This window comes from Cupriavidus sp. 22TCCZM04-2 (assembly GCF_057798895.1).
The window spans coordinates 29,572-51,274 of the sequence record NZ_JBYOJS010000028.1 but is presented as its reverse complement, the minus strand read 5'-3'; the positions used below and the strand labels follow the sequence as shown (position 1 = coordinate 51,274).

Sequence of the window (21,703 nt, the reverse complement as noted above, 5' to 3'; positions counted from 1 at the left end):
AGAACCGCAATGCAGATCGATTTGAATGCCGACCTTGGCGAAGGCTGCGGCAATGACGAGGCGCTGCTCGCGCTGATCAGTTCCGCCAACGTTGCGTGCGGCTGGCATGCGGGCGATGCCGCCACCATGCTGCAGACCGTGAAGTGGGCCATTGAAAAGGGCGTGGCCATCGGCGCGCACCCGAGCTTCCCCGACCGCGAGAATTTCGGCCGCACCGAGATGCAGCGCGACCCCGAAGCGGTCTATGCGGACGTGCTGTACCAGATCGGCGCGCTCGCCGCGATCGTGCGCGCACAGGGCGGCCAGCTGCATCACGTGAAGCCGCACGGCGCGCTGTACAACCAGGCCGCGCGCGACCCGGCGCTGGCCGGGGCCATCGTGCGTGCCGTGCGCGATTTCGACTCCGATCTGGTCTTCTTCGGGCTGGCCGGCAGCAAGATGATCGACGTGGCGCGCCAGGCTGGCCTGCGCGTCAAGGAAGAAGTCTTTGCCGACCGCGGCTACAACCCCGACGGCTCGCTCGTCAAGCGCGGCACGCCGGGCGCGCTGCATGAAGACGAGGAAGTCGCCCTGAACCAGACGCTGACCATGGTGCGCGAGCAGCGCGTGCGCGCCATCGACGGCAACTGGGTACCGATCCGCGCCGAGACCGTGTGCCTGCACGGCGACGGCTCCCATGCACTGGCCTTTGCGCGCCGCATCCGCGAACGGCTCGGCGCCGAAGGCATTGCAGTCCGCGCCGGAGCCTAGGTCGGCAACCGGCATTTCCCGCGGCTTTCCCTGTCGTGCAGTCTGACGGCTGAAGGTCGCTCGCCTCCATCACACTTCTATTGGTGCCCACATGGAACAGGCAGTCAACCTATGGCCCCTTGTCGGGGTCGGCGTCATCATCCTCGGCTTTGTGCTGCGCTTCAATCCCATGCTGGTGGTGGCCCTTGCGGCCATTGCCACGGGCATTGCCGCATCGATGCCGGTGATGCAGATCTTCTCCGCGATCGGCACCGCCTTCGTCAAGGCGCGCAACCTGCCGCTGATCATCCTGCTGCCGCTGGCCGTGATCGGCCTGCTGGAGCGGCACGGGCTGCGCGAGCATGCGCAGGCCTGGATCGCGCGCATCGCGTCGGCCACCGTCGGCCGTTTGCTCATTGTCTATCTCGGCGTGCGCGAGCTGACCGCGGCCGTCGGCCTGACCAGCCTCGGCGGCCACCCGCAGATGGTGCGCCCGCTGCTGGCGCCGATGGCGGAAGGCGCCGCGGAGAACCGCTTCGGCCACCTGCCGGAGCCGGTGCGTCAGCGCGTACTGGCGTTCTGCGCCGCCACCGACAACGTGGGGCTGTTCTTTGGCGAGGACATCTTCGTGGCGTTCGGCGCTATCGCGCTGATGCACACGTTCCTGCTGTCGTCGAACATCGACGTGGAGCCGCTGCACATTGCCGTGTGGGGCATCCCGACCGCGGTCTGCGCGTTCCTGATCCACGCTGTCCGCCTGAGGCGCCTGGACTTCTGGCTCGAGCGCGAGCTTGGCGGCAAGGCCGCCGCTGCCGATGTCGCTGCCAAGAGCGGGGAGTAAGCCATGATCATTTCCATCGAGTACCTGTATTGGCTGGCGGGCCTGGTGCTGGCCATTACCGCGCTGCTGACCTTTGCCGACCGCGAGCATCCGCGCCGCTTCAGCACGGGCCTGTTCTGGCTGCTGTATGCGGCGGTCTTCCTGATCGGTGACCGCCTGCCGCCCGCGGCGGTGGGCATTGGCGCCGTGGTGATGGCGCTGATTGCCGGCTTCGGCGGCGTCGGCCACGGCAAGCACGACACGCTGCCCGAAGACGAGCGCCGCGCCAGCGCGCGCCGCCTCGGCAACAAGCTGTTCATCCCGGCGCTGCTGATTCCTGTGGTGACCGTGATCGGCACCGTGCTGTTCAAGGATGTGAAGATCGCCGGCGTTCCCCTGCTCGATCCGAAGAACGTGACTTTCGTTTCGCTCGGCATCGGCTGCCTGATCTCGCTGGGCGTAGTGTGCTGGCTCACGCGCGACACGGTTGCGCAAGGCGTGCGCGAATCGCGCCGGCTGACGGAATCGCTCGGCTGGGCGCTGGTGCTGCCGCAGATGCTGGCCATGCTGGGCCTGGTGTTCGCCGATGCCGGCGTGGGCAAGGCCGTGGCACACCTGACCACGGCCTACATCAACATGGACTACAAGCTCGTTGCCGTGGTGGTGTACTGCGTCGGCATGGCGCTGTTCACCGTGATCATGGGCAATGGCTTTGCGGCGTTCCCGGTCATGACGGGTGGTGTCGGCGTGCCGATCCTGGTTGGCATGTTCCACGGCAACCCGGCGGTGATGGCGGCGATCGGCATGTTCTCGGGCTATTGCGGTACGCTGATGACGCCGATGGCGGCGAACTTCAACATCGTGCCGGCCGCGCTGCTCGAACTCGAAGACAAGAACGCCGTGATTCGCGCGCAGGTGCCGACCGCGCTGGCGATTCTCGTCGCGAACATCGCGCTGCTGTATTTCCTCATGTAAATCCGGAGACCCGTCATGCGCACCGTATTGCTCACCGGCTTCGAGCCGTTCGAGAACGAGCCGATCAATCCATCCTGGGAAGCGGTGCGCGCGCTCGATGGCGAGCGCATCGGCGATGCCGTGGTCGTCGCGCGCCAGTTGCCTTGCGTGTTCGGCGCGGCGATCGATGCCATGGACGCGCTGCTGCGCGAGCTGAAGCCCGCAGTGGCCATCGCGGTCGGGCAGGCGGGCGGACGCATGGAAATGTCGGTCGAGCGCGTGGCGATCAATGTCGACGATGCCCGCATTGCCGACAACGCCGGCGCGCAACCGATCGACACGGTGATTGCTGCGCAAGGTCCCGCTGCGTACTTCTCCACGCTGCCGATCAAGGCGATCGCGCGCGACATGCGGGCGGCCGGCGTGCCTGCCGCTGTATCGCAAACGGCGGGAACGTTCGTCTGCAACCACGTGTTCTATGGCCTGATGCATTGCCTTGCTGCCCCTGGCTGCGCAGGCGTGCGTGGCGGGTTTATTCATATTCCCTATCTGCCCGAGCAGGCCGCGCGCCATCCGGGCCAGCCCAGCATGTCGCTGGAGATGATGATCCGCGGCATCCGCCAGGCTGTTGCCACCACGCTGGCAACGGAAGTCGATGTGCGGGAGCAGGGCGGGCAATTGCATTGAGCGCCCGGATTACGACACCGATGGTTCCTACCCTCTCCCGCTAGCGGGAGAGGGGCCGGGGGTGAGGGACCCGTCCGTAGGCTTCGACATGCGCCACGTCAGCGGCCCGTCGGCGGCGTTCCAGGTTGGACAGACGCTGATGGGCGCGGTCATCGGGGCACGTGGACGATGGCGGCTAGGGAGCCTTGCCGCGCTGTCGTATGAGGTCACGCTCGGCACGCCGGTCAGCAAGCCGGACAACTTCCGTACCCACGGCACCGACATCGCCGCGCAGATTGGATTGGCGTTCTGATGGCGCGCGCCTCCATCAATCTCCCGACACCACCACCTTCTCCCGCTTGACCGCTTCCCGCCGCGCCGCAGCCGCCTTGCGACGCTCATGCCGGATCAGGCTCACCTGTTCAAACCGCCACATCACATAGCAGAACGCCAGGAACGGCCACAACCAGCCCAGCCACTGCGCCAGGCTGTTGAAATGCACAAACCGTCCCATCCGCCAGCCCTGCTCGGAAATCCACGCATACGGATTCGATGGCAGCACATTGGTGAGCATGACCAGCGTGATCAGCGCAGCCATGGCGAGCACCGCGCGCAGCCAGCGCGGCACGTACAGCAACAGCGCCAGCGCCAGAGAACTCGTTAGCAGCGCGAAGCGGCCGCCTTCGGACAGCCAGATGAAAGCGTTGCCGTCGGGGAACTGCAGTTCCGCCACCGCGGCCTTGAGCAGCAGCGCCGCGGCAAGCAGTCCGGCCAGGATGCGCAGCATCGGCGCGTGCCGCCGCATCGAGATCGAAGCGAACAGGCCGGTGCCAAGCCAGCTGCTGGCTGTCACCATCGTTTCCAGCAACTGCTGGCTCTGCATGTCGTCAGGACGCAGGCCAATGCTTTCCTGCCATGCCGGCAGCGACGGCACCAGCATCTGCAAAACCTGCATCGGCCATGAGTCCGGATCGGTCAGCCATTCGCGCACGATGCCGCCCATGCCGAACAGATGCTCTTGCGGAAATATCTGCGCGAACGGCCACAGCATCAGCAGGATGATGGCAAAGCTCGCATGCGGCTCGAACCACGCACTGCGCAGCTGTGTGAGCGTGCCGCGGTCGATCAGCGCGGAGGTGAACGGCGCCACCACGGCACCGCCGAGCAGCGCGCCCAGCGCATTGGTGATGAGGTCGATGTTCGACGAGATGCGGCTCGGTAGCCAGGTCTGCAGCGCTTCCATGCAGGCGGAGAGCAGCGCACCCGCCACCAGTGCGATCAGCGTGGCGCGCGCACCGGACATGCGCGGATGCAGCGCGAGCACGACGAGCGCGCCGAACGGACAGTAGCCGAGCACGTTGGTGAGCGGGTCGAACTCGGTGATGTAGCGCGGCTTGGGCGCCGTCAGGAACGCAAACGGCGAGATGCCGTTGTCGACCCAGCCGCTGAACGGGTACAGGCTCGCATAGACCACCAGCAGCGTGAAGCACACCAGCCCCACTCGCGCCAGCGGCGAGTGCCGGGGCGCGTCCACCTCAGGCAGTGGCGCCTGCGGCGGCATGGCGGGCGGCGTGCGGGCCGGCACCATGGTGCTGTCGCCCTACTTGCCCTGCATGGGCAGGGTGGCCGCCCAAGCCAGCATGTCGGCGATGACCTTGTCGGTGCTGTCCGCCAGCGCCTTCACGCCACCCGCGCCGTCGGCGCTGGGCGCGGGCTCGCGCGCGGTGAAGGTCTGCTGGCCGATCATGCCGTGGAGGTACACCGTGGCGCGCACGCGCACCACGCCGCGGCTTTCGGTCGCGCTGTCGAACACCTGCTCGAACTCGAGCATGTCGATCTTGAGCGCGGGCACAGTGGTATCGCCAAACCACGTCAACGCACCGCGCGCGGCCACGGCTTCGCGCAGGCGGCCATCGAACAGCTGCGTGGGCGGTATCACCCAGCGCTGCGTGGCATAGGACTGCATCCGCTGCGCCTGCGCGTACTGCAGGCGGTAAAACAGCGCATTGCTTTCCATCCAGGTCGGGCCGTCGGTCTGGGCGATTCTTAGTTTCGGCAGCTTGGGCAGCGTCCCGGCAGAATGTTCCGCGGCCAGCGGCGGCCCCAGGTCATAGGTCGTGACGGGCGGCGACGAGCGGGTCAGCGCGCAGCCAGCAAGAGCGGACACAATGGCCAGTGCGGCGAACAGGCTCCCGGCGGCGCGGCGTGCGGTGGGCAGGTCTGGTGTCGATGTCACGATTGGCCTCGTTGGTTCATCAGGGCTGGCATATGGGTCACGGCGCGCTGAAGCCGGGCTCGCCCGGGCCCGCCACCGGCGTCGGCGAGCCGAACAGCAGGCTGTTCGGGCTGTCGCTGAACTGACCGGCGGCGCGTTCGAAGGTGCGCGCGGTCTGGCGCGCGTCGCGTGCCAGGCCGTTGATCTGCGGCAGCGTTTCCTGGCTGAGCGTGCCGGCGGCGGACTGGATCGATTCGGCCGCGCCCTGCAGGTCGCGCCCGACTGTATCGACCGTGCGCAGTACCGTGCCGTTCGGGTTGGCCAGTTCCTGCGTGAGTCGGCGCGTCGATTGCAGCGTCACGTTGAGGTTCTCGGCCACCTGCGGCAGCCGCGCCGCCGCGGGCGCGAGCGACGCCGACAGCTTCGAGTAGTCATCAGCGGTCTTGTGGATCGAGCGGATGGCCGCCATCAGCTCGGCACGGTTGTTCGTCTGGAACATGTCGTTGAGCGAGGTCATCATGGTCTCGACCTGCGTGAGCAGCGAGTCGCCGCGCTTTTCCAGTTCTTCGAAGAATCCCGGGCGCATGGCGATGCGCGCCACGGCCTTGGGCGAGGTGCGCAGCGGCGGCGACGTGACCGCGCCTTCTTCCGCGGCGGTGTCGTCCAGCTGCACGTAGGCGATGCCGGTCACGCCCTGGAAGCCCAGCGTGGCATACGTGGTCCGCGTGATCGGCGTGTCCTGGTTCACGTTGACGCGCACGATGATCTGGCCCGGCACTTGCGGGTCGAAGCGGATCGACACCACCTTGCCCACTTCGAGGCCGCGGTACTTCACGTCCGCCTGCGGCCCCAGGCCGTTCACCGTGGAGCGCGTGATCAGGTCGTACGGCACGCGCACGGCGTGGTCGCTGCTGAACCAGAAAATCGCGAACAGCACCAGCACGGCCAGGCCGATCGTGAACAGGCCGGCAAGGAAGGCGTGTGACTTGTTTTCCATCATGCTTCTCCAGGTTGCGCGCCGCCCTTGGCCGGCTGCAGGGCCTGCATCGCGCGCTGAGCGCGTTCGCCCAGGAAGTATTCGCGGATGAACGGGTGGTCCACCTTGACGACTTCCTCGATCGGCGCCGCAGCCAGCACCTTGTGGTCGGCGAGCGCGGCGACGCGGTCGGACAGCGCCACCAGCGTGTCGAGATCGTGGGTGATCATCACCACGGTCAGCGCCAGTTCGCGGCGCAACTCGCGAATCAGCTCGACGTAACCGTCGGACGCCATCGGGTCAAGGCCGGCGGTGGGTTCGTCCAGGAACAGCAGTTCCGGTTCCAGCGCCAGCGCGCGCGCCAGCGCCACCCGCTTGATCATGCCGCCGGACAGGTCGGACGGCATCTTGTCGGCATCGCGCGCCGACAGGCCCACCATCTGCAGCTTGAGCAGGGCAGCCTGGCAGATGAGATTGTCGGGCAGGGCCCGGAGTTCACGCAGCGGCAGCGCAATATTGTCGATGACCGACAAGGCCGAGAACAGCGCCCCGCCCTGGAACTGCAGGCCCCAGCGATTGCGCAGCGCCTGCAGCTGTGCGGGCTTCAGGCGGGCCGGGTCTTCGCCAAAGACGCGGATCGACCCTGACGTGGGCCGCTCCAGCCCGACGATCTGCCGCAGCAGCACGGTCTTGCCGCTGCCCGATCCGCCCACGATGGACAGGACTTCGCCGCGGTACACATCGAGGTTCACGCCGTCGTGCACGACGGCCTTGCCGTAGCGCTTGACCAGGTCGCGCACCTCGATGACGGCTTCGCCGCGCGCGGGCGGCCGGGAGGTGGACGAGGCGGCGGGCAAGGTCGCCGATGGGGGCGGGCGGGTCGCGGTGGTCATATTCCCACGTCCTTGAACATCACGGCGAAGATGGCATCGGCGATGATCACGATGGTGATCGACACCACCACCGAGGCCGTGGTGCCTTCGCCCAGGCTCTGGGTATTGGGCCGGATACGCAGCCCGAAGTGGCAGGCGGCCAGCCCGATCAGCATGCCGAAGGCCACGCCCTTGCCCAGCCCCAGCCACAGGTTGGCCACGGGCACGGCGTCGGGCAGCGCGCGCAGGAAGAAGGTCGGGCTGATGCCGAGCTGCATGCGCGCGGAAATGATGCCGCCGGCCAGTGCCAGCACGTCGGTCCACGCCACCAGCAGCGGCATGCACACGGCCAGCGCGACCACGCGCGGCATGATCAGGCGGAAGCCGTGGGAAATGCCCATGACGCGCATGGCGTCGAGTTCTTCGGTCACGCGCATCACGCCGATCTGAGCGGTGATGGCCGAGCCCGAGCGCCCGGCGACCAGGATCGCGGCCAGCACCGGGCCCAGCTCGCGGATCACGGCCATGCCCAGGATGTTGACGATGAAGGTGCTGGCGCCGAAGGTGCGCAACTGGTTGGCCGACAGGTACGACAGCACGATGCCGATCAGGAAGCCGACCAGTGCGGTGATGCCGAGCGCCTTGTAGCCGATGTTGTAGATATTGGCTGAAATCTCGCGCCACGGTCCGCGCTGCGGCACGCGTGCGAAGCGGATCAGGTCGAAGGCGAGCTGTCCCAGCATGCTGACGCCATTGGCGGCCTGCGCGCCGAACGACAGCACCGAGCCGCCGAATTCCGTGATCGGGTTGAACCGCTCGACGATATGTTTCTTCCAGCCATCGCTATGCAGGTTGGCGATGCGCTCGAACACGCGGCGCTGGCCGTCGCTGGCATCGAGCCGCTCCGGCAGCTTGCCGTTCCACGCCTGCCACAGCAGTTGCCCGCCCACGTGGTCGAGCTTGTCCACGCCGGCCAGCGACCAGTGGGCATCGTCGGGCGCATCGGCCAGTGCATGCAGCCGGGAGCGCATGGTGCGCGCCTGATGGCAACCGGCCAGCGCCAGCGCGGTCCAGTCACCGCACAGCTGCACGCTGACGTTTCCGTCCTCGCGAGTGATGTTGAAGGCAGGCGTCGTCTGACTTTCCAAGGGCAGGGACAATGTGATGGCTTAGTCCCGATTCTAAGCCACAGGCCGGACCGGCGCGAGCAAAGGGCGCCCGCGGCTACAATGCGGCCTTGGAACCGGCGCTTGCATCGCGGCGGTTCCCGGAGCCGGCCGGACCGGCGCCGCTTACCAGCTTTCCACGCCCTTGCCACGTCCTTTCCTCGCTTTCCGATGACCGCCGCCCCTGATCCGCAGCCCGCCCACGCGCCATCCTGGCGCATCGACGCCGCCGTCCTGCGCGCGGCATTGCCCCAGTCGCTGCAGGGGTGGGCGCTGGAACTGGTCGAAGAGACCGGCTCCACCAACGCCGACCTGACGCAGGCCTGCCGGCAGGCGCCGTGGTCGGATGCGGGCACCCTGCGGCTGGCCTACCGCCAGACTGCCGGCCGTGGCCGCCAGGGCCGTCCATGGCAGGGGCAGGCGGGGCTGACGTTCTCGGTAGCGTTGCCGCTGGCGCTGGCGCCGTCGCAGCTGAGCGGCCTGAGCCTGGCCGTCGGGCTGGCGCTCGCGCAGGCGCTTGGCGATGTCGACGCGGGCCTGGGCGCGCGCGTTGGCCTGAAATGGCCGAACGACCTGCAGATCGACGGGCGCAAGCTGGCGGGCATCCTGATCGAGGCCGTGCCGGCCGGCCCGCAACGCGTATGGGCCGTGATCGGCATCGGCCTGAACCTGGTGCGCGATCCGCAGATGGAGCTTGCGCTCGGGCGTGAACTGGCCGGCGTGGCGGAGGCCTTGCCGGGCTTTGATGCGCAGCGCGACGCCACGGGGCTGCTGGCCGCCGTGCTCGCGCGGCTGGGTGCGATGCGCGAGCTGTTCCTCGCGCAGGGCTTTGCGCCCATGGCGGCGCCATGGTCCGCACTGGATGCATATCGCGACCAGCCGGTCCGGCTGCTGCACGATGGCAAGGTGCTGGCCGAAGGCATGGCGCGGGGCGTCGACGGCGATGGTCAGCTGCTGCTGGAAACGCCAGCGGGCATGGAGCGCATCAACAGCGGCGAGCTGTCGTTGCGGCCCGCCGGGGGCGCGGCATGAGCGCGCCGCTGCTGCTGGTCGACATCGGCAACACCAGGCTGAAATGGGCCTGGTGCGAGGCTGGCCGGACGCACGTGGCCGAACCTGGGCACCTGCCCACGCCATGGCGGCACGGCGGCGCCCTTGCGCACACCGAAGACGGCGCCATGGACGCATTGGCCTGCGCGTTGCGCGACCTGCGCGGCAAGGGGCCGATGCCGACGGTATGGATCACCAATGTCGCGGGACCGGTGATTGCCGCGCAGGTCGACGCCATGCTGGTGGCCGCATTCGGCGAATGCCCCGAGGTGCAATGGGTGCGCAGCGCGGCCAGCCACGGCGATCTCGTCAACGGCTATCGCGAGCCCACGCAGCTTGGCGTGGACCGCTGGGTCAGCAGCGTCGGCGCGCATCGCTGGCTGCCTGGCGAGACCCTGCTGATCGTCACGGCCGGCACGGCGACCACGCTCGATATCGTCACGGCGCAGCCCGGCGGCCCGGCATGCTTCGAGGGCGGCCTGATCCTGCCGGGCCTGGCGTTGATGCTCGGCACGCTGGCGCGCAACACGGCGCAACTGCCGGCACTGGATGTGGAAGACGCCGGCACCGCAGCCGCCACGCGCCTGTCGTGGGCTGACAACACCCATGACGCCATTGCCGCGGGCTGCCTGGCCGCGCAGGCCGGCGCCGTCGAACGGACCTGGCACACGCTGAGCGCGCGCAGCCGCACCCGTTGCCTGCTGTCGGGCGGCGCGCGGGACGCGCTGGCGGGAGCGCTCGCCGTGCCGTTCGAGATGCACGATAATCTCGTGCTGCTCGGGCTGTACGCGATGGCAACGGCCTGAGCGCCACGCCGCCGCCGTTATCGCTGCGCCCCGGCAATCGTCCACGCGTCGCCCCTTTCACATTCCCCCGCCCCATGTTCCGCCTTGGCCCGCCCGACCCGCCGCACTGGCTGTCGATCCTGCTGCCGCTGTTGCTGCTGGCAAACGTCGTCCTGCTCGCGGCCGTGCTGGGCGCGTTCGGCCCGGACCCGATGTCGGGCTGGCTCGGCACGCCGCGCGAACCGGCACGGCTGCGGCAGCAGGTGCGCACCGAACGCATGGAGCTCCGCCCAGCGCTCCCGGCGCCCGAGGCGGTTCCGCGCAGCGCGGGTCCGGCCGGCAAGGTCATTGCGGCAGCGGCAGCGGGAGCGGGCAGCGACAACAGCCAGTGCGTGGAAATCGGCGGGTTCAGCGCGCAGGCCGTTCGCCGTGCGGCCGAAGACCTTTCCGGTGGTTCCTGGCAGGTCGAGCAGTTCGAGCGCCGCGAGCAGGTGCGCTGGTGGATCCACCTGCCGGCCCAGCCCACGCGCGAGAATCTCGAACGCAAGCTGGCCGAGCTGCGCCGCCGCAACGTGACCGACTACGCGGTGCTGACCAGCGGCACGCCCGACGCGGAGTCGTTCACGGTATCGCTAGGCTTGTTCCGCGAGCGCGAACACGCCGAACACTACCTGGAGACGCTGCGTGGACAGGGCGTGCGCACCGCCGTGCTGGCTGACGCGCCGCACCCGTTCATGCGCCCGTGGCTGCGCGTGCGCGGTGCCGACGAAGCGGCGCGCGCACGGCTGGAAGCGATGCGCCAGCGCTACGGCGCCGAGACGCTGCTGACCTGCGGCGGCACCTGAGCATCCGGATCCGGTGGAGCAAACGGACGGCGGACCGGAGCGCCGGCCCGTTGCCTTAACGATGCTGCCGGACCTTGGTCAGCAGCTTGGTGGTCGAGCGGTCGTGGAGGAACGGGATGGCGATGGCCTTGCCGCCCCAGCTGCGCACCAGCCGCGTTTCCTCGAGCGTCTCGATGTCGTAGTCGCCGCCCTTCACATAGATATCCGGGCGCACCTGGCGGATCAGCTCCACCGGGGTCTGCTCGCGGAACATCGCCACCAGGTCCACCGAAGCGAGCGCGGCCAGCAATGCCATGCGGTCGGATTCATGGTTCAGCGGGCGGTCGTCGCCCTTGCCGAGCATCCGCACCGAGCCGTCACTGTTGACGCCCACGACCAGGCTGGCGCCGAGTTCGCGCGCCTGCGCCAGGTAGGTCGCGTGGCCCCGGTGCAGGATGTCGAAGACGCCATTGGTGAACACCAGCGGGCGCGGCAGCGCCGCGATGCGCGCGGCCAGCGCCGCGGCATCGTCGGGCAGGGTCAGTTTGGATTCGAAGGCGGGTACGGACATGTCTGGGGCCAGGTGTTTCATCCCCGGAATGGTACCTCACGCCGGCTTGTCCGCTGGCAGCCGATTCAGCCGGCACGCCGCCATGGCAGGGCATCGTCATTGGCGGGTAGCGGCATGGTGGCCGCCGCAATCCCGCGCAGCACCGTCAGCAGCTCCCGCCGCACCGTGTCGAGCCACGGCGCTTCGGCGCATCCGGCCAGGTAGAACAGGCTCAGGTTGGCCCAGGCCGGGAAGCCCGGCGGCACGTCGGTCACGTAGGCCGCGCTGGCGCCATCGATCCACGGCACGTTGAACTTCAGCACCGGTGTCAGGCCGCCGCGCGAGCGCCACAACGCCAGCTGCCCGTTCCAGGACGGCGCCACGGTCAGCCGCACGCCATCCGCCGCCCCGGCCAGGTAGCGCCGCACCGGGCTGTCGGAATCGGCATCGTCGCTGAGCAGGGTCCAATGCTCGCGCTGGCCGATGCCCGGGCCGGTGTCCGCCGTCGGCAGGCCGATCATGCAGCGCTGGGCCCTGAGCATGTGCTCGCTCGCGACGCCGTCGAGCGATACCACGCCGTCGACCGTCACCGCGCAATCGATCAGCCCCTTGCGCAGCGCCTGGCCGACCTGGCGGCCGTTGTCGAGCACGCTGGAGACGATCTGGCGCTCCGGCAGCGCGGCCGAGAGCCGTGCCAGGATTTGCGTCAGCGCCGGGTCGCCGATTGCCATCGACAGACCGATGCGCAGCGTCTGCCTGGGTCCTGCAAGCCGCGGCGCCTGGCGGTTGTGTTCGATCAGGCCGTGCCAGTTCTGCAGCATGCCGGTGGCCGCTTTCTCGAGCTTCAGCCCCCGCGCGGTCGGCACCAGGTTGCCGCGCCGTTCGAGGAAGAGCGGGTCGCCGGTCACTTCACGCAGCTTGCGGATGGCGTAGACCACCGTGGGCGGGCGCATGCCCAGTGCCACGGCGGCGCTGGCAATGCCGCCGTGGCGCATGACGTGGAGAAAGACATCGAGGGCCTTGAAATCAATGTGACGCAATATTCAACTCCCCAGCGATTATGTTGCCGCGTGCCTAATTAAAATGCCAGCCGATCGAATAACCGGTCTTGTCCGGGAATTTCCATGCTTTGGTGGAAAATCCGGATATGTCGGAATGGGATCCCGCTTCAACGCAGGGTGGCTCACCCATTCGGGCTATGGGCACTACAGCAAGTCCTCTCCAGAGCAGGAGGTGCGATTATATTATCGTATATTTCAGATCCTTACAAAATGGCTAGATTGAATCTTCTAATGTTTTGCAAAACGAACATTAATAATAAAAAATCGTTACCACATTAATCCGTGATGGTGATTTAATTTTTCTTTCTTGTGATTTCAATGGTTTCGTGAAAAACCCGGAAACCCAGACGGCAAGCCTAGCTGCGGGGGGATGTGTTCGACGATGCCAGCGATGTGGTAACCCGTTACTACCTGGGCGGGCAATATTGCCGATAGCATCCTGGCCCCTTTGAATGCCGCGGCGATTTTAAGCGCATTGACGCGTTGTTCCGCCCCATCGCTACACGATGATCGTGTCAGGGAGGTTTCGAGCGGATGTCACTATGGCGGCGCGTTCGTCCATCTAAAACGGCGGGCACCAAAGAAAAAAGCCCCATCGATCCGATGGGGCTTTTCAGTCTGCGGGAGTCAGTCCGGGGTTCAGGCCGGTTGCTCGCCGCCGCCGGCCTGCAGGCTGGCGTTCAGTTCCTTGCGATAGCGGTTCAGGTCCTGCACCGTTTCGAAGGTGCGCTCGAACAGCAGCGACATATTGTGCAGGATCCGCTCGATAACCTTCTTTTCCCAGCCTTCGTCGAAGCGGATCTGCTCGTCGAGCCACGTTTCCAGCCAATCGGGATCGGGCAGGCGCGACTGCACGGTGTCGTTCGGGAACAGCGCCTTGTTGACGTGCAGGTTGGTCGGGTGCAGCGGCTTCTCGGTGCGGCGCGCCGACGCCATCAGCACGCCGATCTTGGCGAACGCGGCACGCGCGTTGTCGCCGAACTGTGCCAGGTACTTCTTCATGTAGCGCAGGTAGGCGCCGCCGTGGCGGGCTTCGTCCTGCGACAGCGTGCGGTAGATATGCTTGATGACCGGTTCCGAATGCCATTCGGCCGCGCGACGGTACCAGTGGTTCAGGCGGATCTCGCCGCAGAAATGCAGCATCAGCGTTTCCAGCGGCGGGGCGGGGTCGAACTCGAAGCGCACCGCGTGCAGCTCTTCCTCGGTCGGCACCAGGTCCGGGCGGAAGCGGCGCAGGTACTCCATCAGCACCAGCGAATGCTTCTGCTCTTCGAAGAACCAGATGCTCATGAAGGCCGAAAAGTCGGAGTCGTGGCGGTTGTCACGCAGGAACATCTCGGTTGCCGGCAGGGCCGACCATTCCGTGATGGCGTTCATGCGGATGGTCTTGGCCTGGTCGTCCGTCAGCAGGCTGGCGTCGAACGTATCCCAGGGGATGTCCTTGTCCATGTGCCAGCGGACCGCTTCCAACGATTTGAACAGTTCGGGGTAGAGCATGGTAAGCCTTTGAAATTACGGGCGGATTCTACCAGATGCGAATTATTCTCTATTCCCTTTTTTAGGGCGGATCGCCGCAAATGCAACGACTATCTCAGTGGTTCGGGCGGATTCAGCGCCATATTTGGGCGATTAGCGACACGCTCGTGCAGCCATGTGCCAATGGCGGCGCTTGTCGGCCGTGAGCCTGTCTTTATACGACGTGTGCATGGGTGATCTGCGCGGCGCCTGCGTGGCCCGCCGGCGTGCCCGGGATGATGCCATACAGGAAGGCCGCCAGTTCATCGGCCTGGGCCGCGGCGTCCCGTTCGCCGAGTGCGATCAGGGCCTGGGTGAACTCGGGCTCGAACAGCAGGTAGCTCGCGAACGCGGCTCCGCGCGCCTCGGTGCCGCCCAGCGGACTCAGCAGTGCGCGCACGGTGCGCGGCAACTGCTGCAGGTGTTCGGCGGCAATGGCCTCGATGGGCTCGCTCGGCGAGATTGTCATGACCTGCACCGGGCGCCAGCCTTCGGCATCGCCCGCCAGTTCGGGCATGCGCGCCAGCAGGCGGTTGATGTGGAGCAGGCGCTCCAGGTCGGCCGAAAGCCCGTCCAGGAATATGCTCGCCAACGCCTGCCCGCCGACCTGGGCCAGCGACGGATAGCCGCCGGACGGCACGGTGTCGAACCAGCCGGGACGCTGCCGCGATGCCGAGCCGATGGCCAGCACGCGCGCGGCGCCCAGGTGGATGGCCGGTGACAGTGGCGACATCTGGCGCATGGTGCCGTCGCCGAACCACTCGTGATGGCCATCGAGTTCCAGCGCCATGGCCGGGAACAGGAACGGGATCGACGACGACGCCAGCAGGTGGTCCACCGTGATCTGCGCGGGCACCGCAATGCGCTGGCTGCGGTGCCACGGGTGGATGCGGCGGTGCGACTGGTAGAACGTCACGTGCCGGCCGGTGCTGTAGGACAGTGCCGTGACCGCGAACGCCTGCAGCACGCCGGCATCGAGGCTCGCCTGCACGCGCTGGCCGTCGAACAGTTCGCACAGCATGCTGCCCAGCGGCGCGTTGTCGAGCAGTGCGCGCGGCGCGCGCCGCTGCGTGACCCAGCCGAACGCCAGCGCCGACAGCCAGCGCGCGCCGGACACGCCCGCGCGCAGCACGTCGGTGCGGTAGACGTCGTCGGTGTGGATGCCGTGCCAGAGTGCCGAGAGGCTGTCCGCGGCGGCCTGGAAGTCCGCCGCCTGGATCGCCAGCCCGGCACCGTTGATGGCGCCTGCCGAGGTGCCGGCGAGGATGCCGAACGGTATCGGTTCATGGGCATGCCCATGCTGCGCGGCAATGCGCGCCACGCCGCTGAGCACGCCGGCCTGGTAGGCCGCGCGCGCGCCGCCGCCCATCATGATCAGCGCGGTGGCGTTGCGTTGCACGCCGCCATGGTGTCCATGGCGCGGCGTGGTGGCGTGGTGGGTGAAACTGTCTCGATGCATGCGGCGCCGGGCAGGCGGGGGGCAGCGGAGTTACTTGTCGCCGTTGGCAGGCTTGGCCGTCTTGCCAGCGCCCGACGGCTTCTTGCGCGCGGCCGTGCTCCTGGCCGCATCCTTCGTGGCCCCCTTCGGTGCGGTGTCGGCGTTGCGCGCGGGGCTGGCTGCCGATTTGTCCGTGGCGGCAGGCTTGGCCGGCCTGTCGTCCGGCTTTTCTTCAGGCTTTGCCGCCGTGGCCGGTGTACCGGCGCCAAAGCCGCTCATGCCGAACGGCGCAATGCTGGCTGCCGCCGCGCCGCTCGCGATCTGGTTGAACTGCTGCTGCAGCATGTCCCACCACAGCGATGCGTTGGGCGGCGGCGCCTCTTCGGTAGCCTTGCCGGTGCCAGTCTCGGCCGAGGCGTCGGCCTGCGCGCCGGGTTCCGGTGCGGTGTCCCGGGCGGGCTGTTCACTGGCGGCCGGACGTTGCGGCGAGGGCTCGGTGGCGGCGCGCGCCACGGTTTCCATGGCGCTTTGCATGGCCTCCGGCGACAGCGCGTTGCCGAAGGTCTGTAGCGCCACCAGCGTGGCGCGCTGCACCTCCAGGCCCTGGATGGTGGTGTGCAGCAGGTTGGTGTTGAGCTGCAGCCAGCTTTCCACGGCCTTCAGGTCGTGGATGCGCTTGTCGAGGTCTTCAAGGTTCATGGGCGGCGTCATGGCCGCCTGCAGGCCGGGCATCAGGCTGCCGGGCATGCCCGCGCCGCTGCCCCACAGCTTGCGCATGAATTCGAAGCCGTTGGTGAAATCGGGAATCTGTCCGAACATGTCATGCGCTCCGTCATGGAGCCAGCCGGGCGGGCAAGGGACGCCGCGGTCTGCCTCCGTCCAATCGCGTTGGACTACTTGAACTCAGGCGGCCGCTTCTGGCGCAGGCTCGCCATGCCTTCGTGCACGTCGGGGCCGGCAAAGCCCATGAATTCGAGCGCCAGCGAGGAATCGAAGGCGGGACCGGCCATCCGCAGCCAGTTGTTGAGGGCGTACTTGGTCCAGCGGATCGCCGTCTGCGAACCGGCTGCCAGCCGGTTGGCGACGTCAAATGCGCGCCCGACCAGTTCGTCTTCATCCACCGCCAGCGAGACCAGGCCGATCCGCTCGGCTTCCTCGCCGCTGACCGACTCGCACAGCATCAGATAGTACTTGGCCTTGGCCATTCCGCACAGCAGGGGCCACACGATCGCGGCGTGGTCGCCGGCCGCCACGCCCAGGCGCGTGTGCCCGTCGACGATGCGCGCGGTCTTTGCCGCGATGGAGATATCGGCCAGCAGCCCGGCCACCAGGCCCGCGCCGACCGCCGGGCCGTGCATGGCCGAGACCACCGGCTTGTCGCAGTTGATGACGTTGTAGACCAGGTCGCGCGCCTCATGCCAGACACGCGTGCGCGTCTCGAAATCCGTGGCCATGGCCTCCACCAGCGACAGGTCGCCGCCGGCGGAAAAGCCCTTGCCCTCGCCGCGGATCAGCGCCACGCGCACGTCGGGGTCGGCCGACACATCGCGCCAGATCTCGGCCAGCTCGCGGTGCATATTGGCATCCGCGGTGGCCAGCTTCTGGTTGGCGGACTGCGCCGCGCCCATGATGATCTCCAGGATCGGGCCATGCTGGCGCAGCGTGAGGGCGCGATAGCGTTCGTAGCGGGAAGAGGGCGGCGTGGGGGCCGGTGTAGGTGTCGTCATGGCAGGCCTGTGCAATGGAAAAAGCGCCGTGCCGGGTGCATGGACCAATTCACCAACCGGCCGGTCGGTAAATTATATGCATATCCGGCACGGCCCTGTCTGGCCTGCGGTCTTGCCGTCAGGGTTGGGCCACGAGCTGGTCGATGGCGCCGAACACCGAATGGCCCTGGGCGTCGAACATCTCGATCTTCACCGCGTCGCCAAACTTCATGAACTCGGTCGACGGCTTGCCGTCCTCGATGGTTTCCAGCATGCGCTTCTCGGCGATGCAGCAGTAGCCCTTCTTGCGGTCGACATTCGAGATGGTGCCCGAACCGACGATGCTGCCGGCGCGCACGTTGCGCGTCTTGCAGATATGCGCGATGAGCTGGCCGAAGTCGAACACCATGTCGGTGCCGCAGTCGGGCTGGCCCACCTTCTTGCTGTTCCAGTGCACGGTCATGGGCAGGTGCACCTTGCGCTCGCGCCAGGCCTCGCCGAGTTCATCGGGCGTGACCGCCACCGGCGAGAACGCCGTGGCCGGCTTGCTCTGGAAGAAGCCGAAGCCCTTGCCAAGTTCGGCCGGAATCAGGTTGCGCAGCGACACATCGTTGGCCAGCAGCACCAGGCGGATGGCCTCGGCGGCCTGCTCGGCCGTGGCACCCATCTTCACATCGCCGGTGATGACGGCGACCTCGGCTTCGAAGTCGATGCCGAAGGCTTCGCTGGCGCACACGATGTCGTCGTACGGGCCCAGGAAATCGTCGGAGCCGCCCTGGTACATCAGCGGATCGGTCCAGAACTCGGGCGGCATCTCGGCGCCGCGCGCCTTGCGCACGAGTTCGACGTGATTGACGTAGGCCGAGCCGTCGGCCCACTGGTAGGCGCGCGGCAACGGCGCCATGCAGTGCTTTGGATCGAACGGGAACGGGTGGCGCGCGCGGTCCGCATTGAGGGCGTCGGAGAGATCCTGAAGCTGCGGCGCGTAGAAGGCCCAGTCGTCCAGCACGGTTTGCAGGCGGCCGGCGACATCGGCGGCGTAATGGGCGGTCTTCAGGTCGCGCGAGACGACCACCAGCTGGCCGTCGCGCGAGCCATCCTTGAGGGTGGCGAGTTTCATGGTCGGTAAAGGTAAAAGCCTTGGCTTGATGAGTCGACCGTCAGTCTACCGTGATGCCTTTTGCCTTGATCAGCTTGCCCCAGCGCTCGGCCTCGGCGTGCGCGTATTGCGCGAACTCTTCCGGCGTGCTCGAAACCGGCTCGACGCCGACGCCTTCCATGCGCTTCTGCACCTCGGGGCTCTTCAGTGCCTTGACCAGTTCGGCGTTGAGCCGGGTGACGACGGGCTTGGGCGTGCCGGCCGGCGCCACCACCCCTTGCCACGCGTAGGCCTCGAAGCCGGCGATGCCGCCTTCGGCCACGGTCGGCACATTGGGCAGCACGGCCAGGCGTTTGGGCGTGGCCGTGCCGAGCGCCCGCAGCTTGCCGCCGGTGATGTTCTGCTGGCCCGATGCCAGGTCCACGAACATCAGGTCCACCTGCCCGGCCAGCAGGTCCTGCACGGCCGGCGCGGCGCCCTTGTAGGGCACGTGGGTCATCTTGATGTGGGCCTGGTCCATGAACAGTTCCATGGCCAGATGGTGCGGGCTGCCCGCGCCCGGCGAGGCAAAGTTGACCTTGCCGGGGTTGTGCTGCGCGTACTCGATGGCTTCCTTGAGCGTCTTGGCCGGGAAGTTCGGCGCGGCCACCAGCACCAGCGGGAAACGCGCCACCATGCCGACGTGGACGAAATCCTTCTCGGCGTTGTAGGGCAGCTTCTTGTACAGCGACGGGTTGGCGGCCAGCGTGGCGGTGTCGGCAGTCAGGACCGTGTAGCCGTCGGGCTTGGCGTGGGCGACCGCGTCAGCGCCGACGATGGTCGCCGCGCCAGGCCGGTTGTCGACCACGACCTGCTTGCCCAGCGCGGGCGAGATGGCTTGGCCCAGCGTGCGCGCCACCACGTCGGTGCCGCCGCCGGCAGGATAGGGCACGACCCAGCGGATCGGCTGCGACGGCCAGGCATCCGCCGCACTGGCGGTGGCCCCGGCGGTGGCGGCAAAGGCGGCAAAGGTGGCAAGGGCGCAGCAGGCGGCGCGTAGCGCGGCGCGCGAAGGGCGGAAGGGCGTCACAGGTTGTCTCCGTCTGGGGTCCTCAGCCCGGCTTGGCGTCACCGTGGTCCATGGCGGACCGGCCGGTGCACCGGGTCTGTCGCGAAAGTCTACTCACCGTTTAAAAATTGGTAAATCGATTTCGCTATAGTAAATTTCCGTAAGGATTTCACCGGAGGCCCTGTGCTGGCGGCGGCGAATCCCCCACAATCCTGCTGTTGTTCGCTGACTCACCCAATCTTTTCACTCACGGTGCCCAACCCTCGCCGCGCATGACCGAACTTGACGAAGACGACGCCAAGCTGCGCTCCGGTATCCAGTCCATCGAGGTGGGTTTCAAGCTGCTGCAGGCGCTGGCCGCCTCGCCGCGCGCGATGATGCTGCGCGACCTCGCCGCCGCCGCCGAGATGAACCCGGCCAAGGCGCACCGCTACTTGGTCAGCTTCCTGCGCCTGGGCGCGGTGGCGCAGGATCCGGTGAGCGGGCGCTATGACCTGGGGCCGTTCGCCCTGCAGCTTGGGCTGGCCGGCCTGAACCGGCTGGATCCGGTCAAGAAGGCGCGGCCGATCCTGTCGCAGCTGCGCGACGAGATCGACCTGACCGCCGGCATCGCCGTGTGGGGCAACCACGGGCCAACCATCGTGCACTGGGAGGAATCGAGCCATCCGGTCACCGTCAGCCTGCGGCTCGGCGATGTGATGCCGATGCTGAACTCGGCCACCGGCCGCCTGTACGGCGCCTACCTGTCGCGCAAGCAGACCCAGCCACTGATCGAGCGCGAACTCGCCGCGCGCGGGCAGGACGACGTGCCCGATATACCGGCCAGCCCCGCCGACTATGACGCTATCTGTGCCGAGGTGCGCGCCCATGGCGCGGCCCGCACGCGTGGCGGCGTGCTGCCCGGCATCAATGCGTTCTCGATGCCGGTGTTCGACGCCAATGGTCACCTGGCCATGGGTTTGATCGTGCTGGGCGCGCAAAGCATATTCGATGCAGAATGGGGTGGTACAGTCGATCGCCGCGTGCGTGAGATCGCCCAACAGCTTTCATCGGAACTCGGCTATCTTGGTGCCGCCCAAACGGCCGGACGGACCGGCCACTCCTGATTCCCGCGCCAGAGCCGGCGCCGACCCGCGCGCATGGCGGCGGCGGCGCTGGATCCTCGTCATCCTGCTGGTGCTGCTCGTGCATATGCTCGCCGTGATTGGCTTCCTGCGCATGCCCGGGCCGCTGATTCCGCTCGATGTCAGCGAGACACCGGCGCTCGAGGCGGTATTGCTGCCGCCGCCAAAGCCGATACGTCCGCCTCCGCCAATGCCACAGCCCGCGGCGAAGCCGCGCCCGGCCCCGCCGCAACCGGCACCGCCCCAGCCAGCACCGAAAGTCGTCGAAACGCCGCCCGAGCCGCCCGCACCCGCCGTGGCGACGTCCGACCGTGGCATCAAGGAAACCGTGACCGGCCCCGGCGGCAGCGGTGCCGCGCCTGCCGCCGCGCCGACGCCCGCCCCGCCAGCGCCGCCCGGCCCGCCCGCGCAGGAGGGCGAGAAGTACCTCGCGCCGCCGTCGGCCACCATGCACTACGCCAGCTTCGTCAACGGCGTGCAGAACCCCGATGGGCTGATCCGCTGGCAGCAGGATGGCAAGCACTATCGGCTATCGGTCGAGACGCGCGTGCTGTGGTTCCGCTTTGCCTTCCAGAGCAGCGGCGCCATGACGGAGAACGGGCTGCTGCCCGAACGCTACGAGGAAAACCGGCGCGGCAAGTCCGAGGCCGCGCGTTTCGACCAGGCCGGTGGCACCGTGGCGTTTTCGCCGGGTACGCAGGCAGCGTTGCCGCCGGGCGCGCAGGACCGCTTCAGCGTCTTCCTGCAACTGGTCGGCCGGGTACGCGGCAACCCGCAGCGCTATGCGTCGCCAGGCGTCACCGAAACATTCCAGGTGGCGGATACGCGCGACATGCAACCGATGCAAGTGCAGTATGTTGGAGAGGAGGAGATTGATACCGGCCGCGGCATGGTGCGCGCCAAGCACTTTGTGCGGCTCCAGCGGCACGCGGGCGACAAGCGCCGCGTGGAAATCTGGCTGGCGCAGGCGCTTGGCTGGATGCCGGTCAGACTGCGCCAGACCGAGCCGGACGGTACGCAGATCGACCTCGTCTACCGCAGTACCGAGGGCCAGTAATGGCAGCGGCGCTGCCCGCGTTCACACGCCAACCCTTTAAGGAGTTCC

Annotated in this window: 23 protein-coding genes; 10 read left to right on the top strand and 13 right to left on the bottom strand. The window is 67.6% G+C overall.

The features are described 5' to 3' along the window. Positions 1 to 9 precede the first annotated feature (9 nt). From pxpA to AC3FKG_RS27730, 5 genes are all read left to right on the top strand, one after another. Complete coding sequence (gene pxpA / locus AC3FKG_RS27750; RefSeq protein ID WP_483710092.1) at positions 10 to 750, top strand: 5-oxoprolinase subunit PxpA; 741 nt, start codon at positions 10 to 12, stop codon at positions 748 to 750. Positions 751 to 841: 91 nt separating this feature from the next. Continuing rightward, complete coding sequence (locus AC3FKG_RS27745; protein WP_483710093.1) at positions 842 to 1,570, top strand: DUF969 domain-containing protein; 729 nt, start codon at positions 842 to 844, stop codon at positions 1,568 to 1,570. A gap of 3 nt (positions 1,571 to 1,573) precedes the next feature. Then, positions 1,574 to 2,524, top strand: a complete 951-nt coding sequence (locus AC3FKG_RS27740) for a DUF979 domain-containing protein (protein WP_488744681.1) — start codon at positions 1,574 to 1,576, stop codon at positions 2,522 to 2,524. 15 nt (positions 2,525 to 2,539) lie between these two features. Beyond that, positions 2,540 to 3,190 carry a pyroglutamyl-peptidase I gene (pcp, locus tag AC3FKG_RS27735; protein ID WP_483710095.1) on the top strand — a complete coding sequence of 217 codons (651 nt, stop codon included), beginning with the start codon at positions 2,540 to 2,542 and terminating at the stop codon, positions 3,188 to 3,190. 61 nt (positions 3,191 to 3,251) lie between these two features. Then, complete coding sequence (locus tag AC3FKG_RS27730) at positions 3,252 to 3,482, top strand: hypothetical protein (RefSeq protein ID WP_488744680.1); 231 nt, start codon at positions 3,252 to 3,254, stop codon at positions 3,480 to 3,482. A gap of 15 nt (positions 3,483 to 3,497) precedes the next feature. On the opposite strand, the gene AC3FKG_RS27725 is transcribed toward AC3FKG_RS27730, so the two are convergent. From AC3FKG_RS27725 to AC3FKG_RS27705, 5 genes are read right to left on the bottom strand one after another with little or no spacing between them, the layout of a single operon-like run. Continuing rightward, a complete protein-coding gene (locus AC3FKG_RS27725; RefSeq protein ID WP_488744679.1) occupies positions 3,498 to 4,757 on the bottom strand; it encodes a VanZ family protein in 1,260 nt (419 codons plus the stop codon). Positions 4,758 to 4,769: 12 nt separating this feature from the next. Next, positions 4,770 to 5,405, bottom strand: a complete 636-nt coding sequence (locus AC3FKG_RS27720; protein WP_483710098.1) for an ABC-type transport auxiliary lipoprotein family protein — start codon at positions 5,403 to 5,405, stop codon at positions 4,770 to 4,772. Positions 5,406 to 5,442: 37 nt separating this feature from the next. Continuing rightward, on the bottom strand, positions 5,443 to 6,384 hold the full coding sequence (locus tag AC3FKG_RS27715) for an MlaD family protein (RefSeq protein WP_483710099.1): 942 nt from the start codon (positions 6,382 to 6,384) through the stop codon (positions 5,443 to 5,445). After that, positions 6,381 to 7,253 (bottom strand): ABC transporter ATP-binding protein, encoded by an 873-nt coding sequence (locus AC3FKG_RS27710; RefSeq protein ID WP_488744678.1) that lies wholly within the window; start codon positions 7,251 to 7,253, stop codon positions 6,381 to 6,383. Before AC3FKG_RS27710 ends, AC3FKG_RS27715 begins: the two co-directional genes overlap by 4 nt. Beyond that, positions 7,250 to 8,386, bottom strand: coding sequence for an MlaE family ABC transporter permease (locus tag AC3FKG_RS27705; protein WP_483711578.1), 1,137 nt, complete (start codon positions 8,384 to 8,386; stop codon positions 7,250 to 7,252). Before AC3FKG_RS27705 ends, AC3FKG_RS27710 begins: the two co-directional genes overlap by 4 nt. Positions 8,387 to 8,569: 183 nt before the next feature. Here AC3FKG_RS27705 and AC3FKG_RS27700 point away from each other — a divergent pair, with 183 nt between their 5' ends. The 3 genes from AC3FKG_RS27700 (at position 8,570) to AC3FKG_RS27690 (ending at position 11,078) form a co-directional block, all read left to right on the top strand. After that, positions 8,570 to 9,430 carry a biotin--[acetyl-CoA-carboxylase] ligase gene (locus tag AC3FKG_RS27700; RefSeq protein WP_483710101.1) on the top strand — a complete coding sequence of 287 codons (861 nt, stop codon included), beginning with the start codon at positions 8,570 to 8,572 and terminating at the stop codon, positions 9,428 to 9,430. After that, positions 9,427 to 10,254 carry a type III pantothenate kinase gene (locus AC3FKG_RS27695; protein ID WP_483710102.1) on the top strand — a complete coding sequence of 276 codons (828 nt, stop codon included), beginning with the start codon at positions 9,427 to 9,429 and terminating at the stop codon, positions 10,252 to 10,254. Before AC3FKG_RS27700 ends, AC3FKG_RS27695 begins: the two co-directional genes overlap by 4 nt. 74 nt (positions 10,255 to 10,328) lie before the next feature. After that, complete coding sequence (locus AC3FKG_RS27690) at positions 10,329 to 11,078, top strand: SPOR domain-containing protein (protein WP_488744677.1); 750 nt, start codon at positions 10,329 to 10,331, stop codon at positions 11,076 to 11,078. 55 nt (positions 11,079 to 11,133) lie between these two features. Here AC3FKG_RS27690 and rfaE2 read toward each other — a convergent pair whose 3' ends face one another. From rfaE2 to AC3FKG_RS27650, 8 genes are all read right to left on the bottom strand, one after another. Continuing rightward, on the bottom strand, positions 11,134 to 11,628 hold the full coding sequence (gene rfaE2 / locus AC3FKG_RS27685) for a D-glycero-beta-D-manno-heptose 1-phosphate adenylyltransferase (RefSeq protein WP_483710104.1): 495 nt from the start codon (positions 11,626 to 11,628) through the stop codon (positions 11,134 to 11,136). A gap of 65 nt (positions 11,629 to 11,693) precedes the next feature. Beyond that, positions 11,694 to 12,647: a LysR family transcriptional regulator gene (locus AC3FKG_RS27680; protein ID WP_488744676.1), complete on the bottom strand. Its 954-nt coding sequence runs from the start codon at positions 12,645 to 12,647 to the stop codon at positions 11,694 to 11,696. A 660-nt stretch (positions 12,648 to 13,307) separates the two neighbouring features. Then, positions 13,308 to 14,165 carry a ferritin family protein gene (locus tag AC3FKG_RS27675; protein ID WP_483710106.1) on the bottom strand — a complete coding sequence of 286 codons (858 nt, stop codon included), beginning with the start codon at positions 14,163 to 14,165 and terminating at the stop codon, positions 13,308 to 13,310. Between the two features lie 193 nt (positions 14,166 to 14,358). Next, the gene (locus AC3FKG_RS27670) at positions 14,359 to 15,642 is read right to left on the bottom strand and encodes a patatin-like phospholipase family protein (RefSeq protein ID WP_488744675.1); all 1,284 of its coding nucleotides are present in this window, start codon (positions 15,640 to 15,642) and stop codon (positions 14,359 to 14,361) included. A 30-nt stretch (positions 15,643 to 15,672) separates the two neighbouring features. Beyond that, positions 15,673 to 16,440 (bottom strand): PhaM family polyhydroxyalkanoate granule multifunctional regulatory protein, encoded by a 768-nt coding sequence (locus AC3FKG_RS27665; RefSeq protein WP_488744674.1) that lies wholly within the window; start codon positions 16,438 to 16,440, stop codon positions 15,673 to 15,675. A gap of 74 nt (positions 16,441 to 16,514) precedes the next feature. Continuing rightward, positions 16,515 to 17,348, bottom strand: a complete 834-nt coding sequence (locus AC3FKG_RS27660; RefSeq protein WP_488744673.1) for an enoyl-CoA hydratase/isomerase family protein — start codon at positions 17,346 to 17,348, stop codon at positions 16,515 to 16,517. A 118-nt stretch (positions 17,349 to 17,466) separates the two neighbouring features. After that, positions 17,467 to 18,447: a fumarylacetoacetate hydrolase family protein gene (locus tag AC3FKG_RS27655; RefSeq protein ID WP_483710110.1), complete on the bottom strand. Its 981-nt coding sequence runs from the start codon at positions 18,445 to 18,447 to the stop codon at positions 17,467 to 17,469. A 40-nt stretch (positions 18,448 to 18,487) separates the two neighbouring features. Further along, on the bottom strand, positions 18,488 to 19,495 hold the full coding sequence (locus tag AC3FKG_RS27650; protein ID WP_483710111.1) for a Bug family tripartite tricarboxylate transporter substrate binding protein: 1,008 nt from the start codon (positions 19,493 to 19,495) through the stop codon (positions 18,488 to 18,490). A 251-nt stretch (positions 19,496 to 19,746) separates the two neighbouring features. Between AC3FKG_RS27650 and AC3FKG_RS27645 the strand changes: the two genes are divergently transcribed. Then, positions 19,747 to 20,580, top strand: a complete 834-nt coding sequence (locus AC3FKG_RS27645) for an IclR family transcriptional regulator (RefSeq protein ID WP_483710112.1) — start codon at positions 19,747 to 19,749, stop codon at positions 20,578 to 20,580. Between the two features lie 85 nt (positions 20,581 to 20,665). After that, positions 20,666 to 21,655, top strand: coding sequence for a DUF3108 domain-containing protein (locus AC3FKG_RS27640; protein ID WP_488744685.1), 990 nt, complete (start codon positions 20,666 to 20,668; stop codon positions 21,653 to 21,655). Positions 21,656 to 21,703: the final 48 nt, after the last annotated feature.